Here is a 21827-nt window from a genome sequence, read left to right on the forward strand (position 1 = left end):
TAGGTAAATAGAATAAAGTCAAAATGCTATATTTTTAAGCGAATAATAGTAAACAGCATTCGAAACATAGGGAAGTTTAGAAAGTTATGTCTAAAAATGAATCGGTGTTGATTGTTGATGATTCACATGTCACCTTAAAAATATTAGCCTCATGTCTAAAAGATTTGCATCAAGTTAAAATTGCGACTAATGGTGCAGCATGTTTGCAAATAGCTCAAATACATCCTCAACCTGATCTTATTTTATTAGATGTCACTATGCCGGATATGGATGGTTATGAAGTCTGCGAGCAGCTTAAGAAAAACCCCCTGACTGCTGCGATCCCTGTGATCTTTCTTACTGGTTTAGACGCAGAGAAAGATGAGGAAAGAGGTTTATTAATTGGCGCCGTTGATTACATTACTAAACCGGTTCGACCTGCAATTGTGGTCGCTCGTGTTAAAACACATTTAACGCTTAAATTGCAACGAGATAAGCTCAACCAAATGGCTTTTCATGATCAATTAACTGGATTATATAATCGTCATTATTTAATGGATATTGCAGAAAGAGAGGTGTTGACTGCAAAACGTCATCACTTTGCACTTTGGGTCTTAATGATAGATATTGATCATTTTAAAAAGATCAATGATACCCATGGCCATGCAGTGGGTGACGTTGTTTTACAAGCAGTAGCAGAAACATTAGCGCAGGATTGTAGCGATCAAGATTTGATTGCTCGCTCCGGTGGTGAAGAGTTTGTGATCCTATTTGATCCCTGTGAAGATGAAGAGGCATTTAATAAAGCCGTGGGTTTATTGGATGCGATTGAATCACTTAACCCGCACAATATTAATGTCACTATCAGTATCGGTATGGCTAAAATATCAGAGCAAGATGAAAATTTTGGACGCTTTTTAAAACGTGCCGATGATGCTTTATATGAGGCGAAAAAGAATGGTAGAAACAGGTTAGAAATTGCTTAATTTAGGTTTTTCTTAGCTTATCGTTTTTAACTGTGCAGGGAAAAAAGAAAAAAGCTAAAAACAAAAAAGGCAACCGAAGTTGCCTTTTGATATTTAGTAAGCAGATTAGCCTTTAAACATTAAAGCGGAAGTGAATCACATCGCCGTCTTTAGTGACGTAAGATTTACCTTCTAAACGCCATTTACCTGCTTCTTTTGCGCCGGCTTCGCCTTTAAATTCAACAAAGTCATCAAAACTAATAATTTCAGCGCGGATGAAACCACGTTCAAAATCAGTATGAATTTTACCAGCTGCTTGCGGTGCAGTTGCGCCAACAGGCACTGTCCAAGCTCGTACTTCTTTAACACCAGCTGTGAAGTAAGTTTGTAGGTGTAATAGCTCGTAACCGCTGTAGATAACTCGATTAAGACCTGGTTCGCTTTGACCAATACCTTCTAAAAACTCAGCTTTGTCTTCATCATCTAATTCTGCAATTTCAGATTCAATCGCAGCACAAACAGGTACAACTACCGCGCCTTCTTTCTCTGCAATTTCACGTACTTTGTCTAAGAATGGGTTATCTTCAAAACCATCTTCAGCTACGTTAGCAATGTACATAGTCGGTTTAAGCGTTAAAAAGCTTAGGTAGTCTATTGCTGCACGTTCTTCTTTTTCAAGTTCTAAACCACGAACCATACCGTCAGCTTCTAAGTGTGCTTTGATACGTTCTAGAATAGGTAATTCGAATTTAGCGTCTTTATCGCCGCCTTTGGCTTTTTTACCTAAGCGTAAAATAGCGCGGTCACAACTTTCTAAGTCGGCTAGTGCTAATTCAGTGTTGATGATGTCAATATCTTCCTGTGGGTCTATTTTACCCGCAACATGAACGATATTGTCATCTTGGAAACAACGCACAACGTGTCCGATTGCATCTGTTTCACGAATGTTTGCTAGGAATTTATTACCAAGACCTTCACCTTTTGATGCGCCTTCAACTAAACCGGCGATATCAACAAATTCCATGGTCGTTGGTAAAACTTTCTGCGGATTTACAATCGCAGCCAGTTGATCTAAACGTGGATCAGGTACAGGAACGATGCCAGTATTTGGCTCGATTGTACAAAAAGGAAAGTTAGCCGCTTCAATGCCTGCTTTTGTTAATGCATTAAAAAGGGTCGATTTACCAACATTGGGTAAACCAACGATACCACATTTAAAACCCATGATTTTATCCTATTAATTAACTGTTATTGTGCTTTGAAGCTATGTAAGCGATTCATCGCTTTTTCTATGCCGTCAACACCTAAAATGTGTGTGCAACGGGCAGCTTCATCGATACTTTGCTCGATCAAATTCTGTTCAGTACTTGTTGCTTTACCAAGTACATAACCGCTAACACGACTTTTATCGCCCGGATGGCCGATGCCGATACGTAAACGGTAGAAATTTTTATTATTGCCTAACTTGGAAATGATATCTCGCAAGCCATTATGCCCACCATGACCGCCACCCAGTTTAAACTTTGCTACTCCTGGGGAAATGTCTAACTCGTCATGGGCTACTAAAATCTCTTCTGGTTTAATTTGGTAGAATTTTGCCATTGCGATAACAGCTTTACCACTAAGATTCATAAATGTAGTTGGAACTAATAAACGAATGTCGTTACCCGCAAACTGAATACGACCGGTAAGACCAAAAAACTTTGCTTCAGGTTTTAGCTGAATGTTTTCTTGTGAGGCGAGTTGTTGTATGTACCATTGTCCGGCATTGTGTCGAGTATTTGCATATTCGGGGCCTGGATTAGCCAGGCCCACAAGCAATTTAATCGTAGTTGACACGATTACTCAGCAGCGTCAGCTGCTTCTGTTGCTTCTGCTTCTTCTTCTTCGCCTTCAGCAGCTACTTTCTTAGCTGTGATAGCTAGTACTGGTAAATCATGCTCTTCGCCTTTAGCAAGCTCAGCAGACTCAACACCTTTAGGTAATGTGATATCAGAGATGTGAACTGTTCCACCAATTTCAACATTTGCGATATCAACTTCGATGAACGCAGGTAAATCAGCTGGTAAACAAGTTACTTCTAACTCATTTGCTAAGTGAGCAATAACGCCACCATTTTTAACAGCTGTAGCAGTTTCTTCGTTTAAGAAGTGCAGCGGTACAGTTGTTTGTAATTTATGTGTTGCATCAACACGTAAAAGATCTAAATGTTGGATACGCTCTTTGAAAGAGTGACGTTGAATAGCTTTAAGCAATACTTGCTCAGAAACACCATCAATTTCTAAGTTCAATACTGAAGAGTAAAATGCTTCAATAGATTCAACTTTCATTAATTCTTTGTGTTCGAAAGTAAGAGATACAGGATCTTTTCCTGAACCGTATACAACACCAGGTGTTTGGTTTGTGTGACGTAGGCGGCGGCTCGCACCTTTCCCTAAATCTGTACGGCTTGTTGCTACTAATGTAATTGACATGGTAAAACTCCATTGTTGAAAAAACAAAATGTCTTTTCAAATTAAAATAGATTATCGTTTGCGACCAGCGATAACCGCCTTTTTCCCCGTTAGGGTGTATAAAAAAGGCGCGCCATAGTAACTCAGTAAACGCTTTTGTACAAATTAAATGCATAAAAAAAGCGCTTATTTATAACAAATAAGCGCTTCTCAAAATAGAACACAAAGAGAGGGTAACTATCTCGTTGTTTCCTTAGTTATAAAAGTAAAACATGAAACCTAGTAATGGAACATCGCAGAAATTGATTCTTCGTTGCTCACGCGGCGAATAGCTTCAGCTAACATTCCGCTTAAAGTCAGTTGCTTAACTTTACCAGTCGCAAGGATTTCATCTGTTAATGGGATAGAATCCGTTACGATAAACTCATCAATTACAGAGTTTTTGATGTTATCAACAGCAGAACCAGAGAATACAGCGTGAGTAGCATAAGCATAAACTGATAATGCGCCACGTTCTTTTAGTGCAGCAGCTGCTTGACATAATGTACCACCGGTATCGATCATGTCATCAACGATAATACAGTTACGGCCCTCAACATCACCAATCAAATGCATAACTTGAGCAACATTTGCTTTAGGGCGACGTTTGTCAATGATTGCTAGATCAGCATCATCTAATAGTTTAGCGTGTGCACGTGCACGAACTACACCACCGATATCTGGAGAAACAATCATTGGGTTTTCTAGTTTTTTCTCTAACATATCTTCTAATAGCACAGAGCTACCAAATACGTTATCAACAGGTACATCGAAGAAACCTTGAATTTGTTCAGCATGTAAATCAACAGTCATTACACGGTCAACGCCAACATTTGAAAGGAAGTCAGCAACTACTTTAGCAGTAATTGGAACACGGCTTGAACGAACACGGCGATCTTGGCGAGCGTAACCAAAGTATGGGATTACAGCTGTAATACGACCAGCTGATGCGCGACGAAGTGCATCGATCATTACAATCAATTCCATTAAGTTGTCGTTCGTTGGTGCACAAGTAGATTGCACGATGAAAATATCATCACCACGAACATTCTCATTAATTTGCACGTGAATTTCGCCATCACTAAAACGACCTACGTCTGCGCTTCCTAATTTGATGAAAAGACGATCTGCTATTTTCTGAGCTAGATCGGGTGTTGCGTTACCTGCAAATAGTTTCATGTTTGGCACTTTGAGGACCTCTTTCATCCTGTTGATTTAGTCAATGACGCAATGTCATTAACAAGTGTAATTAGTTGAAATTTCAACTAATTAGTCTGATTTTTTTGTAGATAATAATTCACGTAGAGGTGAAGTATTTAAGCCTTCCGCGGTGAAGCAATTCAACCATTTTGGCGTTTGTTGTGCTAATAACTCAGCTTCATTAGCATGGTCAAATGTGCTAAACACACATGCCCCTGTCCCAGTCATTTGAGTCGGGGCGTATTCTAGCAACCAGTCGATGGTATTAGCAACCACCGGATAGTGTTTTTTGACGCAAGGTTCGCAATCATTTGTCCATTTATTGCTCATAAGTTGCTCATGTTGAAGCTTTTTTGTATCCCTTTTTAAATATGGATTTTTAAATACTTCAGGGGTCGAAATATGGCAATCTGGTACCGCTACTAAATAATGAGCTTGTTTCGGCTGAACGGAATGCAAAATTTCGCCCACGCCTTCCGCAATCGCGGCTTTTCCATGAATAAAAATAGGTACGTCTGCGCCCAATGATTTACCCAGCTCAGCTAAGGTCTGTTCACTTAAATCTAAATCCCAATGGTAATTTAGTGCGACTAATGTTGTCGCTGCATCGGATGAACCGCCGCCTAAGCCACCACCCATCGGGAGGTTTTTCTCTAAATCAATATGCGCACCCAATGGGCAACCTGTATGTTGTTTTAATAACATCGCAGCTTTATAGATAAGGTTACCTTCCAGTGGCACACCTTCAATAGCAGGACTGATGCTAATGTTGCCACTGTTATTCGCAGTTATGGTGAGGTGGTCACAGCGATCAATAAACTGAAATAAGGTTTGTAATTCGTGGTAACCATCGGCACGTTGTCCGGTGATATATAAAAAAAGGTTTAACTTCGCAGGTGCAGGCCAGCGAATAGATTCAGTTTGCATAATAAACTCGATTAATTTGTTACTTTCCATTGATTAATAGCTATTTTGACGCGGATATCATCGCGCTTAAGATTTACTTTGGTGGGTAAAACGGTGCCAGAGAAAACGTGATATTGTTGGAAGTCAACTTCCCAAAGGTTTTGGCTTGCATCTAAACCCACTAGTTCACTGACTTGCTGTTGATCATTGAGTTGGTAAGAGGCATTCGCAGGATTACCTTTGATCCATTGTTGTAACGCAGCAATAGGAAGATCTAAACCTGGGGAGAGTTGTTTAATTAAAGTATTGGCATCTTGTCCTGTAAACACTTCATCATCATTGTTGATAATCTCAACACCTTGTTCATTTTTAGTGACTTGTAGAATACGAGTACCGATAAAAGTAGTTAATTGAATTGAATAATCATCACCTTGTTGTTGCCAATAAATATTGGCACTTTGTCGATCCGACTCAAGGAAAATAGCCAGCTTACCGGTGAGTGTCCAGTGATCAAGTTGTTGTAATGCTTGCTGTTGCTGTTCCCAAGTCTGATTTGTTAATAGCGTATTGTCTTCAGAATCTGATTTATTAAATTGAGAACAACCAGAGAGGGTAATAATAAATATCAGTGAAAGTAATTTTTTCATTGTTAAAGCCAGTCGAGAAAAGTGGTTTTAATATATCAAACTATTTTAGTGACCGCTTTGTTCTTTTGGTTTTGTCTCACTAACCGCCTTAAACATTTAATAGATTATTTAGCGCCGCTTTGTTTTGTGAGGTAGGTTATTGCTTTGCGTGATTTCATTATTCTGCGCAGTATCATTACACTTAGTTTCCATAATCAGCGTAATAACTGATATTACCTACTCGCTGGACTTAATTAGTTTTTATTGCAAAAAATAAGTGAAGGCGGAACAAGGCTTAATAGTTAGGTGGTAGGTAATGCATTACCTTTAATGAGTAATGCATTTTGATTGATAATGGGGGCGGGCAATTAACCAATTAACCAATTAACCAATTAACCAATTAACTCATTTATGAAATTAACAATTCTTTTGCGTTGGCTAATGTATGTTCGGTAATACTATCTCCGCCTAATAGCCTTGCGAGTTCATGAATGCGTTCTGACTCATCTAATAATTGCATATTAGTATTGGTACTTTTACCGTCACTATGTTTATTAACAATCATATGTTGATGACCGTTACCTGCTACTTGCGGTAAATGCGTAACACAAAATATTTGTGTACTTTCACCTAATTGACGTAATAAATTACCAACTACTGCGGCAGTTGCGCCACTGATACCTACATCAACTTCATCAAAAATTAACGTTGGTGTTGAAACTCGTTGGCTGATGATCACTTGAATCGCTAAGCTTATACGTGATAATTCACCACCCGATGCAACTTTACCTAAATTTTGTAAGCCTTGCCCTGCATTAGCTGCAACTTGGAATTCGATGCCATCAATACCAAGAGGGCTCAGGTTGTCAGCACCGTGTTGAGTCATTGCAACTTCAAACTGGCCATCTTCCATATTAAGCTTTTGGATGCTTTGAGTAATCTTTTTACTTAATTCTTTTGCGTAACGCTGACGGCTTTGGCTGAGTTTTTGTGCATGTTTAATGTAGTCATGTTTTGCGCTATCAAGATCAATCGTCAGTTTCTCTATCTGTGCTTCACTATTATTAAGTTGTTGATATTCTTTGCTAAGTTTTTGGTGGAACGTATATAACATTTCAGGTTGAACTTGGTGCTTTCTTGCCAATGTTAGTGCTTGGCTTAAACGTGACTCCAATTGCTCAAACTGCTCTGGGTCCAGTTCTAGTTGTTCACTGTATTGGCGTAATTCGTAGCCTGCTTCTTCAATTTGAATCACGGCTTCTTGTAACGAAGTGACAATGCTTTCAAGCTTACTATCGTGCTGAACTTGTGATTCAAGTAATGAAATACTTTTCTGTAATAGTGTTAGTGCATCAACGTCGTCTGAATCCGTTAATAAACTTAAACTGATTTGTGTATTCTCTAAGAGCGCGCCACTGTTAGCTAATTTTTTATGCTCGGACTCTATTTCTGTAAACTCGTCCTCTGCTAATGCAAATTCATCTAATTCAATGATTTGGTATTCCAATAACTGTTTACGTGCTTGTTTTTCTTGCTGACTTAACTGTTGTTGCTGTAATTGTTTTTTTAGAAAGTGGCAGCCTTGGTAAGTGTCTTTTACTTTTTGTACTAGTTGTTGATGGTTGGCATATTCATCAATAATCGATAGCTGTATATCAGGACGTAATAAACTTTGGTGTGCATGTTGACCGTGAATGTTAACTAATAGCTGGCCTAAACTTTTTAACTGAGAAAGCGGTACAGGGGTTGCATTAACGTAAGCACGCGAACGTCCTTCTTTGGTAATAATTCGGCGTAATAAACATTCGTTAGGGTTATCGCTCAGGCTATTTTCTAAATCATTATTACTTAACCATGCAAGTGCATTTGGTGTGTCACTCAGGTTAAAGCGAGCGCTCACTTCTGCTTTATCTGTACCTTGGCGGATCATGCTTGCATCCGCGCGGTCACCAAGACATAGGCCTAATGCATCGATAGCAATTGATTTACCTGCACCTGTTTCACCTGTGATTGTGGTCATACCTTGGTGAAAATCAAGCTCTAGAAATTTCACAATTGCAAAGTTCTGAACAGTTAATTGGCTTAGCATAAAATAGATATCCTATGATTATCTTAACGATTATATTAACAACGAAATGACCATTAGTTAAAAGCAGTAGTTTAAAACACTCGTTTTAAAAGCACTGTTTAAATAAACAGTTTATGATTGCAGTTTAATACTGTTTTTTTAAACAGTAAAGTGCTGTTTGTCTAATTTTCGTTAATTTATTAATACTGTTCATTTTCTTATTGATATAGAAATGTTGTTTTGGTTAATAACAAATACGTGTTGAAAGGGGAGATTGAATGGTAATGGTTAGGGGAACACTTAAACCAATACAAACCTTGGGTAGTCTGTACTGGTTTTTAGTCAGTTAAATATATTAAAACAGTTTATTACCCCAGCCAAATTTAGTTTGAAGCACGTTAAAGTAGTTGTAATTATGAGGGTGCACCAAGTGCAATTTATGCTGCGTCTTTTTAATAATGACTTCATCGCCAGGTAACACTGATAAATTAACATGACTGTCGCAGCTGATTTGCATTTCTATCGTATTAGACTGTGCCATTTTTAATCGCACAATACTATTGGCATCAATAACAATAGGGCGGCTGTTAAGGGTGTGAGGAAACATTGGTAATAAACTAATCGCATCCAGTTTTGGCGTTAAAATTGGGCCGCCTCCTGACAGAGAATAAGCCGTCGAACCGGTTGGTGTAGATAGGATCAAACCATCTGCACGTTGGTTGATCATAAAGTTATCATTAACATATACTTCAAATTCGATCATATGTGCAATTTTATCGGGATGTAACACTGCTTCATTAACCGCTGTACTACTGCTTTTCATATGGCCGTGGCTATGTACTTGCGCTTCTAATAAAAAACGATGTTCAGTTTGATAGTTACCTTCTAATACCTCACTAAGTGGTTGTTCAAAGTTATCAGGGTCTAAATCCGTTAAAAAACCTAAGTTACCTCTATTTACACCAATCACTGAAATATCGAATCGTGCTAGCACTCTAGCAGCGCCTAACATATATCCATCGCCACCGACGACTATCGCTAAATCGCATTTTTGGCCAATCCCCACTAAATCTTCATAGCGTATTTGTGGTAGCTCTAAATCATCTGCTAAACGCAGGTCAACAATGATTGAATGACCACGAGCTTCTAAAAAATAATACAGGCTAGTTAGTGTCTGTAGCGCTTCACTGTGTTGTGGTTTGCCGATTAACCCAATGGTTTTAAATTCAGATTGTTGCTGATTATCCAGACTCATAGAATGCCTACTTGCGAAAAAATGATGACTTTCAGTATACCTGTTATAAATGTTTTTATTAACAGGCTTGAAACTATTATTACTATCCCCATAATAGAGCTTATAAAACTGACCCAAATAATATTAAGTAGGATTGAATTATGAGCGAAGAACAAAAAAAGACTGTTGAAGAAGCAATTGAAACCGTTTTAGGCGAAGAAGCTGCCGAGCAAAATGCAGAAACAATAACTGAAGATGTTGCTGTCGAAGTTGTTGATGAGCAAGCTCTTCAAATTGAAACGTTAACTAAAAAATTAGCGTTGGCTGAAGAAGCATTATCAGAGCAAAAAGATCTTGTGATCCGTGCTCAAGCTTTCTCTCAAAATGAAATCCGTAAAGCAGGTATTGACGCTGAAAACCGTCGTAAATCTGTTTTAAGAACATTTGCTAATGCATTAACGCCAGTTGTTGATCACTTAGAACTAGCAATTCAACACGCAGATAAAGAGAATGAAACCTTAAAACCTATGGTTGATGGCGTTGAAATGACTTTAACTGAACTATTGAAAGCGATTGCAAGCATCGGTATTCAACAAATCGACCCAATTGGTGAAACATTAAACCCTGAAAAGCATCAAGCAATGAGTATGCAAGTGGTTGAAGGTGTTGCGCCTAACCAAGTTGTTGCTGTTATGCAAAAAGGTTATGAGTTAAATGGCGGTCAAGTTATTCGTCCAGCAATGGTTGTGGTTTCAAAAGCTGCAGAATAATTTTTTTGAAAGCTAAAAGCTTGTAAAAGTATTGGCTAAAATAAAAATGAATAAAAAGGTGCTTTAGCACCTTTTTTTATGACTACATCGCCCTAACTATTAAATGTTAGGCAGGAGCGGTTAAAGGCATTGCTTTAAATAATATTGATTAAATCAATATTATGCCTAAAGACAAGTGAGCGGTTGTTTGTTGCTTTATAAAAATGTAGCGCTTTAATCATTGTTTTTAAACAATAGGGCAGCTTAGTGATTTACTGCAATAAGCATTATTTAAAAAAAAGTCATTTTTTTTGCTTGTAGCCCTTGAAACAAAAAAATAGCCCCTTATATATAAAGTATCGAACAGACACTGCCAGCGTGCAGTTAGTCAACTAAACAAGTAACAACATTAACAAGTGTGGAGAGAGTTAAAATGGGTAAAATTATCGGTATTGATTTAGGTACTACGAATTCATGTGTTTCTGTACTGGATGGCGATGTAGCTAAAATCATTGAAAATGCAGAAGGCGAACGTACTACTCCTTCAATCATTGCTTATGCAGAAGATGGCGAAATCTTAGTAGGTCAACCTGCTAAACGTCAGTCTGTAACTAACCCAACAAATACTTTATTTGCTATCAAACGTCTTATCGGTCGTCGCTTTGAAGATGAAGAAGTACAACGCGATATCAAAATTATGCCTTACAAAATTGTAAAAGCTGATAACGGTGATGCATGGGTTGAAGCACGTGGCAATAAAATGGCGCCTCCACAAATCTCTGCTGAAGTTTTGAAAAAAATGAAAAAAACAGCAGAAGATTACCTAGGTGAAAAAGTATCTGGCGCTGTAATTACAGTACCTGCTTACTTTAACGATGCGCAACGTCAAGCAACTAAAGATGCTGGCCGTATCGCTGGTCTAGATGTTAAACGTATTATCAATGAGCCAACGGCTGCTGCATTTGCTTACGGTGTTAACAATTCTAAAGGCGACAGCGTTGTTGCTGTATACGACTTAGGTGGTGGTACTTTCGATATTTCAATCATTGAAATCGACGAAGTAGATGGCGAAAAAACATTTGAAGTATTAGCAACTAATGGTGATACGCACTTAGGTGGTGAAGATTTCGATAACCGTCTAATCAACTTCTTAGTTAAAGAGTTCCAAAAAGACCAGAACTTCGATCTAACTAAAGATCCACTAGCGATGCAACGTGTTAAAGAAGCTGCTGAAAAAGCAAAAATCGAGCTTTCTTCTGCACAACAAACTGATATCAACCTGCCATACATCACTGCAGATGCATCAGGTCCTAAACATTTAAACATTAAAGTAACTCGTTCTAAATTAGAGTCTTTAGTTGAAGATATGGTTAAAGCAACACTTGAGCCATTACGTATTGCACTTAAAGATGCCGACTTATCTGTTGGTGACATCGATGATGTTATCTTAGTTGGTGGTCAAACTCGTATGCCTTTAGTACAAGCAGCAGTTGCTGAGTTCTTTGGTAAAGCAGCACGTAAAGATGTTAACCCTGATGAAGCAGTTGCAATGGGCGCGGCGATTCAAGGTGCTGTACTTTCAGGTGACAAAACTGACGTATTATTATTAGACGTTACACCGTTATCTTTAGGTATCGAAACAATGGGTGGCGTATTAACGAAAGTTATTGATAAAAATACAACTATCCCAACTAAACAGTCACAAACATTCTCAACTGCTGAAGATAACCAAAGTGCGGTAACTATCCACATTCTTCAAGGTGAGCGTAAACGTGCTGCGGATAACAAATCTTTAGGTCAATTCAACCTAGAAGGTATTCGTGCTGCATCTCGTGGTGCACCACAAATCGAAGTAACATTCGATATGGATGCTGATGGTATCTTGCATGTATCTGCTAAAGATAAAGATACAAACCAAGAACAAAAAATTACGATTAAATCAAGCTCAGGTCTATCTGATGAAGAGATTGAAAAAATGGTAAATGACGCAGAAGCAAATGCTGATGCTGATAAAAAGTTCGAAGAAATGGTAACTGCACGTAACCAAGGTGATGCATTAGTACACAGCACTCGCAAACAAATTGAAGAAGCAGGCGACGCACTACCAGCTGACGATAAAGAAAAAATCGAAGCTGCGTTAACTGAACTTGAAGCTGCAATTAAAAGCGAAGACAAAGAAGCAATTGAAACTAAAACTCAAGCGCTAGCTGAAGCATCACAAAAACTAGCTGAAGTTGCTCAACAAAAAGCACAAGCTGGTGAAGCCGGTGCAGAACAACCAGAAGCACAAGCTAAGCAAGATGATGACATCGTTGATGCTGAGTTTGAAGAAGTAAAAGACGAGAAAAAATAATTAGGTAACCCCTAAATAAGTAAGATCGTTTCAACTCGCGGGTTATGGATTTATCTATAATCCGCGTGTTTGTTTTCAATAAACAGAGATTTGAGAAATAACCATGTCTAAACGAGATTGTTATGAGGTACTTGGTTTAAGCCGAGATGCGTCAGAGAAAGAAGTTAAAAAAGCTTATAAACGCTTAGCGATGAAGTACCACCCAGATCGTACTAAAGGTGATGATGCGCTAGAAGAAAAATTCAAAGAAGTAAAAGAAGCTTACGAAATTCTTAGCGATCCCCAAAAGAAAGCCGCATTTGATCAATATGGTCACGATGGTGTTAATCAGCAAGGTCAAGGCGGTGGTGGTTTCGGCGGTGGCGGTTTTGACGATATCTTCGGAGATATTTTTGGTGGTGGCCGCCGTGGCGGAGCGCAGCGTCCTCAACAAGGTTCAGACCTACGCTACAACATGGAGCTAACATTAGAAGAGGCCGTTAAAGGTATCTCTAAAGAAATCCAAATTCCAACATTAGTACATTGTGAACAGTGTAATGGTTCTGGCGCTAAGAAAGGCACAGATACTAAGACTTGTGGCACTTGTCATGGCCAAGGCCAAGTGCAAATGCGTCAAGGTTTCTTTGCAGTTAATCAAACGTGTCCTACTTGTCGTGGTAAAGGTAAAATTATCACTGACCCATGTAACAAGTGTCACGGTGAAGGTCGTTACGAGCGCAGTAAAACCTTATCAGTTAAAATTCCAGCCGGCGTTGATACTGGCGACCGTATCCGTTTAAGCGGCGAAGGTGAAGCGGGAGAACAAGGTGCACCTGCTGGTGACTTGTATGTACAGATGAATGTACGTCCGCATGATGTGTTTGAGCGCGACGGTAATGACTTATATTGTGAAGTCCCAATTAGCTTTACAGAGGCGGCGTTAGGCGGGGAAATTGAAGTCCCTACTTTAGATGGCCGCGTGAAATTGAAAATACCTGCAGAAACGCAAACAGGACGTATGTTCCGTATGCGTAATAAAGGCGTTAAATCAGTGCGTAGTCACTCTACAGGTGATTTAATGTGTAAAGTGACTATTGAAACACCAGTTAAATTATCAAGCAAACAGCGTGAATTATTAAAAGAGTTTGAAAACTCACTGGGTTCAGGTAGTAGTAAAAAGCATCAACCTAAGTCAGAAGGTTTTTTGAATAGCTTAAAAACATTTTTTGACGATATAAGTAAATAACCTATTTTATGATAGGATAGGTCGCTTTCGAGCGGCCTTTTTTTTTCCTGATAATAAATTATCTAACTGAAAAAGTGCTGGTTTTTAGCAAAAAGTAGCAAATGGTAAGCGCTTTATTTAGCGATCTTATGCTAGTAGTATTGGCTACCATTCGATTTAAAGACTGTAATAATGAGCGCTATTTTGATTGTTTATTTTTGCGCTAGGTTTTATTCCTGAACCTAAAGATGAATAATCAAGTGACAAAAATAACTGCATACATAATGGTGCAAGATCAGGTTAAGTCTTTAAATCGTTTGATATAATGGAGCGAATGCCACTTGTCTATTGTAACAATTGTTAAGTGGTTAACAAATCGTACATTTTATTTATACGATATGTTTTAGCTTGGGTAATATGACGCACGTTAAATCAGTGTTATGCCGATTGTATTATGTATGTGTTTTAAATTTTACGCGGAAAGATAGTTTAGTTTGCGGTGTAGGTTGCTATAAAGGGTTATTTCGTTTATTTAACTTACCACCAAAAACTAAGCTATTTTAACAACTAAAATAGCACGTTTAATTATTACAATTAGTATTAGCTCATATTAGTATCATGAGTAATTCTTTACTCATACGGAGAAGTTTAGTGATAAATATCCTGCTGGTCGATGACCATGAATTAGTTCGTACAGGGATAAGCCGTATCATTGATGATGTTCGAGGCATGAAAGTAATTGGCGAAGCTGAAAGCGGAGAAGACGCTGTTAAGTGGTGCCGTAGTAATGAACCAGATGTAATTTTAATGGATATTAATATGCCAGGTATTGGCGGACTTGATGCGATGCATAAAATTTTGCGCATCAATGAAGATATTAAAATCATTATGTTAACCATGCATACTGAAAATCCATTTCCAACCAAAGTAATGCAAGCAGGTGCAGCTGGTTATTTAAGTAAGGGGGCTTGCCCTGAAGAAGTGTTAAATGCAATTCGTATCGTGCATTCAGGACAGCGTTATTTAACGCCTGAAATCGCACAACAAATGGCATTATCACAGTTGTCACCTAATGATGAAGATCCATTTCGTGTGTTGTCTGAACGCGAACTACAGATCATGATCATGATCACCAAGGGACAACGTGTTGTTGATATCTCTGAGCAATTAAGTCTCAGCCCTAAAACTATCAATAGTTATCGCTATCGTCTATTTGATAAATTAGGAGTACATGGAGATGTAGAGTTGACTCATTTGGCTATTCGTTATGGAATGCTGGATGCGGATACACTATAAACAGATACTTTGTTAAAAAATTCAAAAAGCACCTTAATATAAGGTGCTTTTTTATATCCTCAGTTTACACTTAATCAGCGACTAAACTTTACCGGTGAGCCACATTCTGCTTATGAGCAAATTTAATTCAGATGCATTTTTAAAAACAGTGACCACTGAGCCTGGCGTGTACCGTATGTTCGATGATAAAGATCAAATCATCTACATTGGTAAAGCTAAAAATCTTAAAAAACGTTTAAACAGTTATTTTAGCTTAACTCAAAAACACCCTAAAACATTGGCTTTAGTGAGTCATATTGTTCGTATTGAAGTCACTATCACGCATACCGAAACGGAAGCGTTGATCCTTGAGCATAACTTCATCAAACAGCATAAACCTAAATATAACGTGTTGCTGCGTGATGATAAATCTTATCCCTATCTATTTTTAAGTGACCATAAACACCCGCAGTTAACCCTAGTGCGTTCGCAAAATAAAAAGCGCAAAGGTACTTACTTCGGTCCTTATCCAAGTGGTGGGGCGGTACGAGAAAGTTTGCATTTAATGCAAAAGTTATTTCCGATCCGTCAATGTGAAGATAGCTATTATAAAAACCGTTCTCGACCTTGTTTACAATACCAATTAAAGCGTTGTTTAGGGCCCTGTGTGAATGCGATGCCTGAGCAGGAATATGCGCATCAGGTCGATTTAGCGACCGCTTTTCTACAGGGTAAAAGTCAGCATGTAATTGAAGAATTAGTGAATGAGATGGAGACTGCGAGCCAAACACTAGAGTTTGAAAAAGCCGCCGTAAGACGCGACCAAATTCAATCCCTGAAAAAAGTACAAGAGCAACAGTGGGTGAGCGGTGAAGTTGAACAATTAGATGTATTAGGTTTTAGCTATCAGCATGGTGTTGCCAGTATTCATATGTTATTCGTTCGACAGGGGCGTGTATTAGGTAGTCGTAATTACTTTCCTAAAGTGCCCAAAAATAGCTCTGAAGAAGAAGTGCTTAGTAGCTTTTTGAGTCAATTTTACCTATCTGGGCAAAATGGTCGCGCTATTCCCCGTGAAATATTATTAAGTGATGATTTTAGTGACCGCGAAATTTTTGAAGAACTGTTCTCAGAGCATAGTGGTTATAAAACTAAACTTAAAATAGTGATGCGTGGCGAGCGCTTACGCTTTACTAAATTAGCTAAAACGAATGCGAATGTGGCCTTAAGCACGCACTTGAGTCAGCAAAAATCTATCTTACAACGTTATAACTTGCTCGAAGAAAAACTAGAACTGACCGAACCTATTCAACGTATGGAATGTTACGATATTTCACATATGATGGGTGAAAAAACAGTGGCTTCTTGTGTTGTCTTTAACCGTGAAGGCGCTAAAAAATCTGATTACCGTCGCTTTAATATTACTGGGATCACTCCTGGGGATGATTATGCGGCCATGGGGCAAGTATTAGCACGTCGCTTTAAAGATTTACAAAGTGCAGAAACAACGCCTGATATTATCTTTATTGATGGTGGTTTAGGGCAATTGAGCCAAGCTGAAACAATTGTTAGCTCACTGGAGCATAACTTCCCCGATAAATACCCGCTGTTGATTGGTATCGCTAAAGGTGTTGCACGTAAAGCGGGTGAAGAAACACTTATTTTGGCTGATAGCCATGAAATATTAGAGATAGACAGTACTTCTCCTGCCTTACACCTGATTCAACAGATTCGAGATGAATCTCATCGCTTTGCTATCATGGGGCATCGTCAGCAACGAGATAAAGTAAGGCGTACAAGTACGCTAGAAGGAATTGCTGGCGTAGGCGCTAAACGACGCCAAATGTTACTCAATCATTTCGGTGGCTTACAGGGAGTGAAATCTGCGAGTATTGATGAGTTAGCTAAGTTAAATGGAATAAGCAAAAGTTTGGCCGAAACGATTCATGAAGTTTTGCATCATTAGACATGATTCGTACATAGCTGTGAAACGCCGCCAAATGCTAAGCTATACGGTTTAATTCAGCATTTCGGCGGTTTACAGGGAGTGAAATCTGCGAGTATTGATGAGTTAGCTAAGTTAAATGGAATAAGCAAAAGTTTGGCCGAAACGATTCATGAAGTTTTGCATCATTAGACATCATCAAAGAAAGTTAGACTCTCTTGCATCATTAGTATTGATTGTTTAATAGTGAATTTTCATAAGGGACACAAGCGTTAAAGGTTTTTTAAATTAAGTAGGGTTAGGTCTTAACGATTAATCAAGAGCTTTTAACTTTTGAACATCATTTTGCAATATCATTTTGCAACATCATCGCGATACACTTCAATGAAAATACTGGCATTGATTTCCTATACGAAGTGCGATCTTCATTATTACTGTAATGTATTTAATGCACCGTATTTTTTGATCTATCTCTCTTTATCAATGCAGATGGAGGTGATTCATTTTGTAAGCTGAAATATATTGCTATTAATTGCCTACTTTATGAGTTAAGCATTTGCAAATGTAAACCATAAAATGCAAAAATAAGCAGGCTTACCTTAAAGGATATTTTAATGCTCAACATTCCCAATTTATTAACCTGTTTTCGAATTCTTCTGATCCCTGTATTTGTAGTTATCTTTTATCTACCAATATCTTGGTCAGCCCCCCTTGCCACCTTTATTTTTTGGCTCGCAGGCGTAACAGATTGGTTAGATGGTTATTTAGCGCGTCGTTTAAATCAACAAACACCCTTTGGCGCATTTTTAGATCCCGTTGCAGACAAAATCATGGTGTCCGTTGCATTGGTAATGATTGTTGAACATTATTCGGTTATTTGGATAACAGTACCTGCAATGATTATGATTGGCCGCGAAATTATTATTTCTGCATTACGTGAATGGATGGCTGAGTTGGGTGAGCGAGCAAGTGTTGCTGTTTCATCTATTGGTAAAATTAAAACCGCATCGCAAATGTTAGCGTTATTTTTGTTAATTTGGCAACACTCGATAGAAATGGAATGGGTAGGCTTTACTTTCTTATATGTGGCAACGGCATTAACGCTATGGTCGATGATTGTTTATCTTGCAGCGGCATGGCCTTTATTAAAAAAGAGTAATGAGCTGTAAATTGCTGAATATCTAAACGCTTCGTCTAAAAAAACGTCGAACAACCTAAAAGAAGTAAAAAAGTCGATAATATCTATTGACTCATTGTGAAGAATCATTAGAATGCGCACACATCGAGAGGGGAAACAGTTACTGCTTCTTCTTGAGATAAACATAGTGATGCGGTACTAGCTCAGTTGGTAGAGCACGACCTTGCCAAGGTCGGGGTCACGAGTTCGAGTCTCGTGTACCGCTCCAAATGTTTTGGCGGAATGGCAGAGTGGCCATGCAGTGGATTGCAAATCCATCCACCTCGGTTCGACTCCGGGTTCCGCCTCCATTACAATCTTTGCCCGGGTGGTGAAATCGGTAGACACAAGGGATTTAAAATCCCTCGACTTATGGTCGTGACGGTTCAAGTCCGTCTCCGGGCACCAATTTCATAAAAGAACCAGCTTATAGCTGGTTTTTTTATATCTAAAATTTGAGTCTCTAATATATCGGCTCTTTGATATTAAAATCCCCGCATCTAATTCTGGTCGTGACGGTTCAAGTCCGTCTCCGGGCACCAATTTCATAAAATAACCAGCTTATAGCTGGTTTTTTTATATCTAAAATTTGAGTCTCTAATATATCGGCTCTTTGATATTAAAATCCCCGCATCTAATTCTGGTCGTGACGGTTCAAGTCCGTCTCCGGACACCAATTTCATAAAAGAACCAGCTTATAGCTGGTTCTTTTATATCTAAAATTTGAGTCTCTAATATATCGGCTCTTTGATATTAAAATCCCCGCATCTAATTCTGGTCGTGACGGTTCAAGTCCGTCTCCGGGCACCAATTTCATAAAAGAACCAGCTTATAGCTGGTTTTTTTATATCTAAAATTTGAGTCTCTAATATATCGGCTCTTTGATATTAAAATCCCCGCATCTAATTCTGGTCGTGGCGGTTCAAGTCCATTCCAAGAAAGAATTTTCATAAAAGAACAAGCTTAAAGCTAATTTTTCTATATCTAAAATTTAAGCCTCTTCTTTATCTAAAATTCAAGATCCTAATTTATTGTCTTTGTTACTCTCTTCCTTATTTTGAGCTCCTTAAATAATATTAATAACTCATCAATCTAACTCAATTCGTTGTTGTTGGTTTAAATATCCTGATTGGGTTATTTAAATAGATCTCAAGCAGTTTTTTTGTTTATTAAGTAAGTGGTTGGCAATATGTTTTTCTCTAATAACGTTATTAATGGCTTTATTTAGTGGACTGTTTTATCAAAATAGAACAATTTGATATAAGTGTTGTGAAATAAATTATTGTTTAATAAAGAATACGCTATTAGACATGCCTAAAATTTGTAGGTTTTAGCTGTGTAGGTTTCTTTTTTGCAAGGCTGTAGCGCTTGGAAGGTAAGTTGGTAGTTAATCAGTTGCTTTATCTAGTCACATAGTGTCGATTATTTTTACATTAAAACAGGTTTAATATAGTTTTTATTGCATAAAATTGAAAAATAGCCCGAAATAGGTGTCGGATTATTTTACTATATAAGTTAATCTCAACGAGTTAATTTAATTATCTTATTGAAAATAAACAGATATATATAACGGCACGAATTATGCTTTATACTCTTTTAGAGATACCTAATAATAGTGTATGCATTACCTACTTATGACGGTAATAATTAAAAGGATAATATAATATGTTAACTTCAAAAAGATTATTGATTGCTGTAACAACTAGTTTTTGCTTAATGTCAGCATTAATATCGACAACGGCACAAGCTTCTTTGATTACTTCAACACCAGATACTATCGTTAGTGTTTCATTAGACGGTGACCTTAATTCAGCTGGTTCTGTTAATAGTGGTTCATTATCTAATACTGAAATTATTGCACGTGAGCGAGGTAATCAATCTCAGGGAGGCTTACGTATTGCCACTTTTATTGATTTTGATTTAAGTAACTTAACGTCAGATGTCGTTAATGCTTCAACGTTCTCTGCATTGTTTGAAATTGATTTTGTTTCTCGTCTTAATACTATTAATGACTTAAGTGTTTTATTAGGACAAGTTGAAAGTGCATGGAGCGATGCTTCTGGTTCTTTACCTTTGTTTGAATACGCAAATTCATCAACTAGCCAGTCTGTTGCTCTAGGTAACGTTAAAACAGATTCATTTGGCACTTACAGTGTTGATGTTACTAGTATTATCCAAGGTTGGGTAAACGGCGACTCAGAAAACAATGGTTTTGTTCTTTTTGGTGAAGAGCCTGTTTTCCAAGGCGCTGGATTTAATAACGCATCATTAGTTGTTGATGTGCCTGCACCAAGCACTATTGCTATTCTCGGCTTAGCGTTAGTTGGTTTTTCATTATCACGTAAAGCGAAAAAATAATGTTTAATCAATACCTAGATCGATTTTTAGGTATTATTACTATTAGATATTATTAGCTAATGTAATTAAGTCGTTTAATAAAATAGCCTTTTAAAAAAGCATCAATCCTTGTGATTGGTGCTTTTTTTGTTTTAGCCCGTTTTTCTTTTGTGTTGAGGTTTCTTAAAAAACATTAATGGCAGACATAACATAAACTTAGTTTTTGCGATGTATTTGCGCGGCTAAGCCTTTTTCTGGATCAGTAGCCCTGTGATTATCAAGACTAACCCAATGATAGTTGCAGGATAGATAGTTTCTCCAATGATTTGACTTAATAGCAGTAAAGAAACAAAGGGCGAGATAAAAATTAAATTACTTATTTTACTGGTACTTTCTGCGTATTTAAGTGCGGTTAACCAAGCCACAAAAGCCAGACCCATTTCAAATAGACCGATGTAAGTTGCCCCCAACCAACCTTGCCAAGCAGTGATATTGATATCATCGAATATTATTACTGTCAGTAATACCATGGGTAAACTACATAAAAAGCATAATAATAAAGCAATCATTGAGTCAGCATCATTCTTACTATTAAATATCCAATAACAGGCCCATAGGATAGTGCTTAATAAAGCCAAAACAACACCTGTAGGGCTTTCAAAATCAAGCGCTAATAGATTGCCTTTGGTGGCAATAACCAATGCTCCTAAATACCCTAAGGTAATGGCGATAATGTCATTTCTACGTAATTTTTGCCCTAGTACTGGCACGGCTAATAACGAGAGGGTGATCGCCCAAGTATAATTTAGTGATTGTGCTTGTTGCGCAGGCAATAAATCATAGGCTTGGAAAAGCAGTAAATAATATAAAAATGGATTAATTGCACCCATTAAAAGATAGAAATAGGGTCTTTTAAAAAAACTCGTTTTAAGTAAAGTGATTTTATGTTGTCGATAACAAATAAATAGCAAAACTAAGCTACTGACCAAGCTGGCTACAAGCAGCATTTGTAATGCACTAAAGTAAGTTAAAGTTATCTTAAACGCAGTGGCAACTGTCGACCACATCAATACTGCAAGTAGCGCAAATAGCGTGGCGGTTTTTTGGTTTTTGATCATGGCGGGTTACTCTATGGGATGCCTCTGTTAGACATTTGATGGTATTAATACGGAGAGACTTTAATTTGAAAGTTTTTATTCCCGCCTCATTTTAATTTCAAATTACTTTTACTTTAAAAAGCTAAATTTTTGAATAACTTAAAATCAACCTTGTGATTTTGAACACTTTTTTGTTAAATTATTGTTACTTTTATTTAGT

18 protein-coding genes and 3 tRNA genes are annotated in these 21827 nt (G+C 37.8%); 12 read left to right on the forward strand and 9 right to left on the reverse strand.

What is annotated here, in order from left to right:
* The first annotated feature begins 86 nt into the window (after positions 1 to 86).
* Positions 87 to 965 carry a GGDEF domain-containing response regulator gene (locus tag MT390_RS15940; RefSeq protein ID WP_166372171.1) on the forward strand — a complete coding sequence of 293 codons (879 nt, stop codon included), beginning with the start codon at positions 87 to 89 and terminating at the stop codon, positions 963 to 965.
* Positions 966 to 1077: 112 nt separating this feature from the next.
* On the opposite strand, the gene ychF is transcribed toward MT390_RS15940, so the two are convergent.
* The 8 genes from ychF to nadK all read right to left on the reverse strand — a co-directional run bounded on the left by ychF (position 1078) and on the right by nadK (position 9491).
* The gene (gene ychF, locus MT390_RS15945) at positions 1078 to 2169 is read right to left on the reverse strand and encodes a redox-regulated ATPase YchF (RefSeq protein WP_166372172.1); all 1092 of its coding nucleotides are present in this window, start codon (positions 2167 to 2169) and stop codon (positions 1078 to 1080) included.
* A 23-nt stretch (positions 2170 to 2192) separates the two neighbouring features.
* Entirely contained in the window at positions 2193 to 2783 is a 591-nt protein-coding gene (gene pth / locus MT390_RS15950) for an aminoacyl-tRNA hydrolase (protein WP_028866982.1), read from the reverse strand.
* A gap of 2 nt (positions 2784 to 2785) precedes the next feature.
* The gene (locus MT390_RS15955) at positions 2786 to 3418 is read right to left on the reverse strand and encodes a 50S ribosomal protein L25/general stress protein Ctc (protein WP_499442092.1); all 633 of its coding nucleotides are present in this window, start codon (positions 3416 to 3418) and stop codon (positions 2786 to 2788) included.
* A gap of 258 nt (positions 3419 to 3676) precedes the next feature.
* Complete coding sequence (locus MT390_RS15960; protein ID WP_299668834.1) at positions 3677 to 4624, reverse strand: ribose-phosphate pyrophosphokinase; 948 nt, start codon at positions 4622 to 4624, stop codon at positions 3677 to 3679.
* Positions 4625 to 4705: 81 nt separating this feature from the next.
* Positions 4706 to 5563, reverse strand: a complete 858-nt coding sequence (ispE, locus tag MT390_RS15965; RefSeq protein ID WP_499442093.1) for a 4-(cytidine 5'-diphospho)-2-C-methyl-D-erythritol kinase — start codon at positions 5561 to 5563, stop codon at positions 4706 to 4708.
* Between the two features lie 11 nt (positions 5564 to 5574).
* Entirely contained in the window at positions 5575 to 6189 is a 615-nt protein-coding gene (gene lolB / locus MT390_RS15970) for a lipoprotein insertase outer membrane protein LolB (RefSeq protein WP_499442094.1), read from the reverse strand.
* A 388-nt stretch (positions 6190 to 6577) separates the two neighbouring features.
* Positions 6578 to 8257, reverse strand: coding sequence for a DNA repair protein RecN (gene recN / locus MT390_RS15975; RefSeq protein ID WP_499442095.1), 1680 nt, complete (start codon positions 8255 to 8257; stop codon positions 6578 to 6580).
* 334 nt (positions 8258 to 8591) lie between these two features.
* A complete protein-coding gene (gene nadK, locus MT390_RS15980) occupies positions 8592 to 9491 on the reverse strand; it encodes an NAD(+) kinase (protein WP_166372178.1) in 900 nt (299 codons plus the stop codon).
* A 140-nt stretch (positions 9492 to 9631) separates the two neighbouring features.
* On the opposite strand from nadK, the gene grpE reads away from it, so the two are divergent.
* From grpE to MT390_RS16035, 11 genes are all read left to right on the forward strand, one after another.
* A complete protein-coding gene (grpE, locus tag MT390_RS15985) occupies positions 9632 to 10240 on the forward strand; it encodes a nucleotide exchange factor GrpE (protein ID WP_166372179.1) in 609 nt (202 codons plus the stop codon).
* A gap of 412 nt (positions 10241 to 10652) precedes the next feature.
* Positions 10653 to 12572 carry a molecular chaperone DnaK gene (gene dnaK, locus MT390_RS15990; RefSeq protein ID WP_299668852.1) on the forward strand — a complete coding sequence of 640 codons (1920 nt, stop codon included), beginning with the start codon at positions 10653 to 10655 and terminating at the stop codon, positions 12570 to 12572.
* 103 nt (positions 12573 to 12675) lie between these two features.
* Positions 12676 to 13797, forward strand: a complete 1122-nt coding sequence (gene dnaJ / locus MT390_RS15995) for a molecular chaperone DnaJ (RefSeq protein WP_166372181.1) — start codon at positions 12676 to 12678, stop codon at positions 13795 to 13797.
* Positions 13798 to 14427: 630 nt separating this feature from the next.
* On the forward strand, positions 14428 to 15072 hold the full coding sequence (uvrY, locus tag MT390_RS16000) for a UvrY/SirA/GacA family response regulator transcription factor (protein ID WP_028868868.1): 645 nt from the start codon (positions 14428 to 14430) through the stop codon (positions 15070 to 15072).
* A gap of 112 nt (positions 15073 to 15184) precedes the next feature.
* Positions 15185 to 17017, forward strand: coding sequence for an excinuclease ABC subunit UvrC (uvrC, locus tag MT390_RS16005; RefSeq protein ID WP_499442096.1), 1833 nt, complete (start codon positions 15185 to 15187; stop codon positions 17015 to 17017).
* Positions 17018 to 17098: 81 nt separating this feature from the next.
* Positions 17099 to 17188, forward strand: a complete 90-nt coding sequence (locus MT390_RS16010; protein WP_499442097.1) for a hypothetical protein — start codon at positions 17099 to 17101, stop codon at positions 17186 to 17188.
* 422 nt (positions 17189 to 17610) lie between these two features.
* The gene (gene pgsA / locus MT390_RS16015) at positions 17611 to 18165 is read left to right on the forward strand and encodes a CDP-diacylglycerol--glycerol-3-phosphate 3-phosphatidyltransferase (RefSeq protein WP_166372184.1); all 555 of its coding nucleotides are present in this window, start codon (positions 17611 to 17613) and stop codon (positions 18163 to 18165) included.
* Between the two features lie 161 nt (positions 18166 to 18326).
* Positions 18327 to 18402 (forward strand) — tRNA-Gly (locus tag MT390_RS16020).
* An 8-nt stretch (positions 18403 to 18410) separates the two neighbouring features.
* Positions 18411 to 18484 (forward strand) — tRNA-Cys (locus tag MT390_RS16025).
* 11 nt (positions 18485 to 18495) lie between these two features.
* A tRNA-Leu gene (locus MT390_RS16030) sits at positions 18496 to 18581 on the forward strand.
* Positions 18582 to 19838: 1257 nt separating this feature from the next.
* Positions 19839 to 20531: a PEP-CTERM sorting domain-containing protein gene (locus MT390_RS16035; protein ID WP_499442098.1), complete on the forward strand. Its 693-nt coding sequence runs from the start codon at positions 19839 to 19841 to the stop codon at positions 20529 to 20531.
* A gap of 221 nt (positions 20532 to 20752) precedes the next feature.
* Here the strand turns inward: MT390_RS16035 and MT390_RS16040 are convergent, their stop codons facing one another.
* Positions 20753 to 21628 carry a DMT family transporter gene (locus MT390_RS16040; RefSeq protein WP_499442099.1) on the reverse strand — a complete coding sequence of 292 codons (876 nt, stop codon included), beginning with the start codon at positions 21626 to 21628 and terminating at the stop codon, positions 20753 to 20755.
* Between the last annotated feature and the right edge of the window lie 199 nt (positions 21629 to 21827).

The organism is Vibrio sp. 2-Bac 85 (assembly GCF_037546705.1).
GTDB lineage: Bacteria > Pseudomonadota > Gammaproteobacteria > Enterobacterales > Psychromonadaceae > Psychromonas.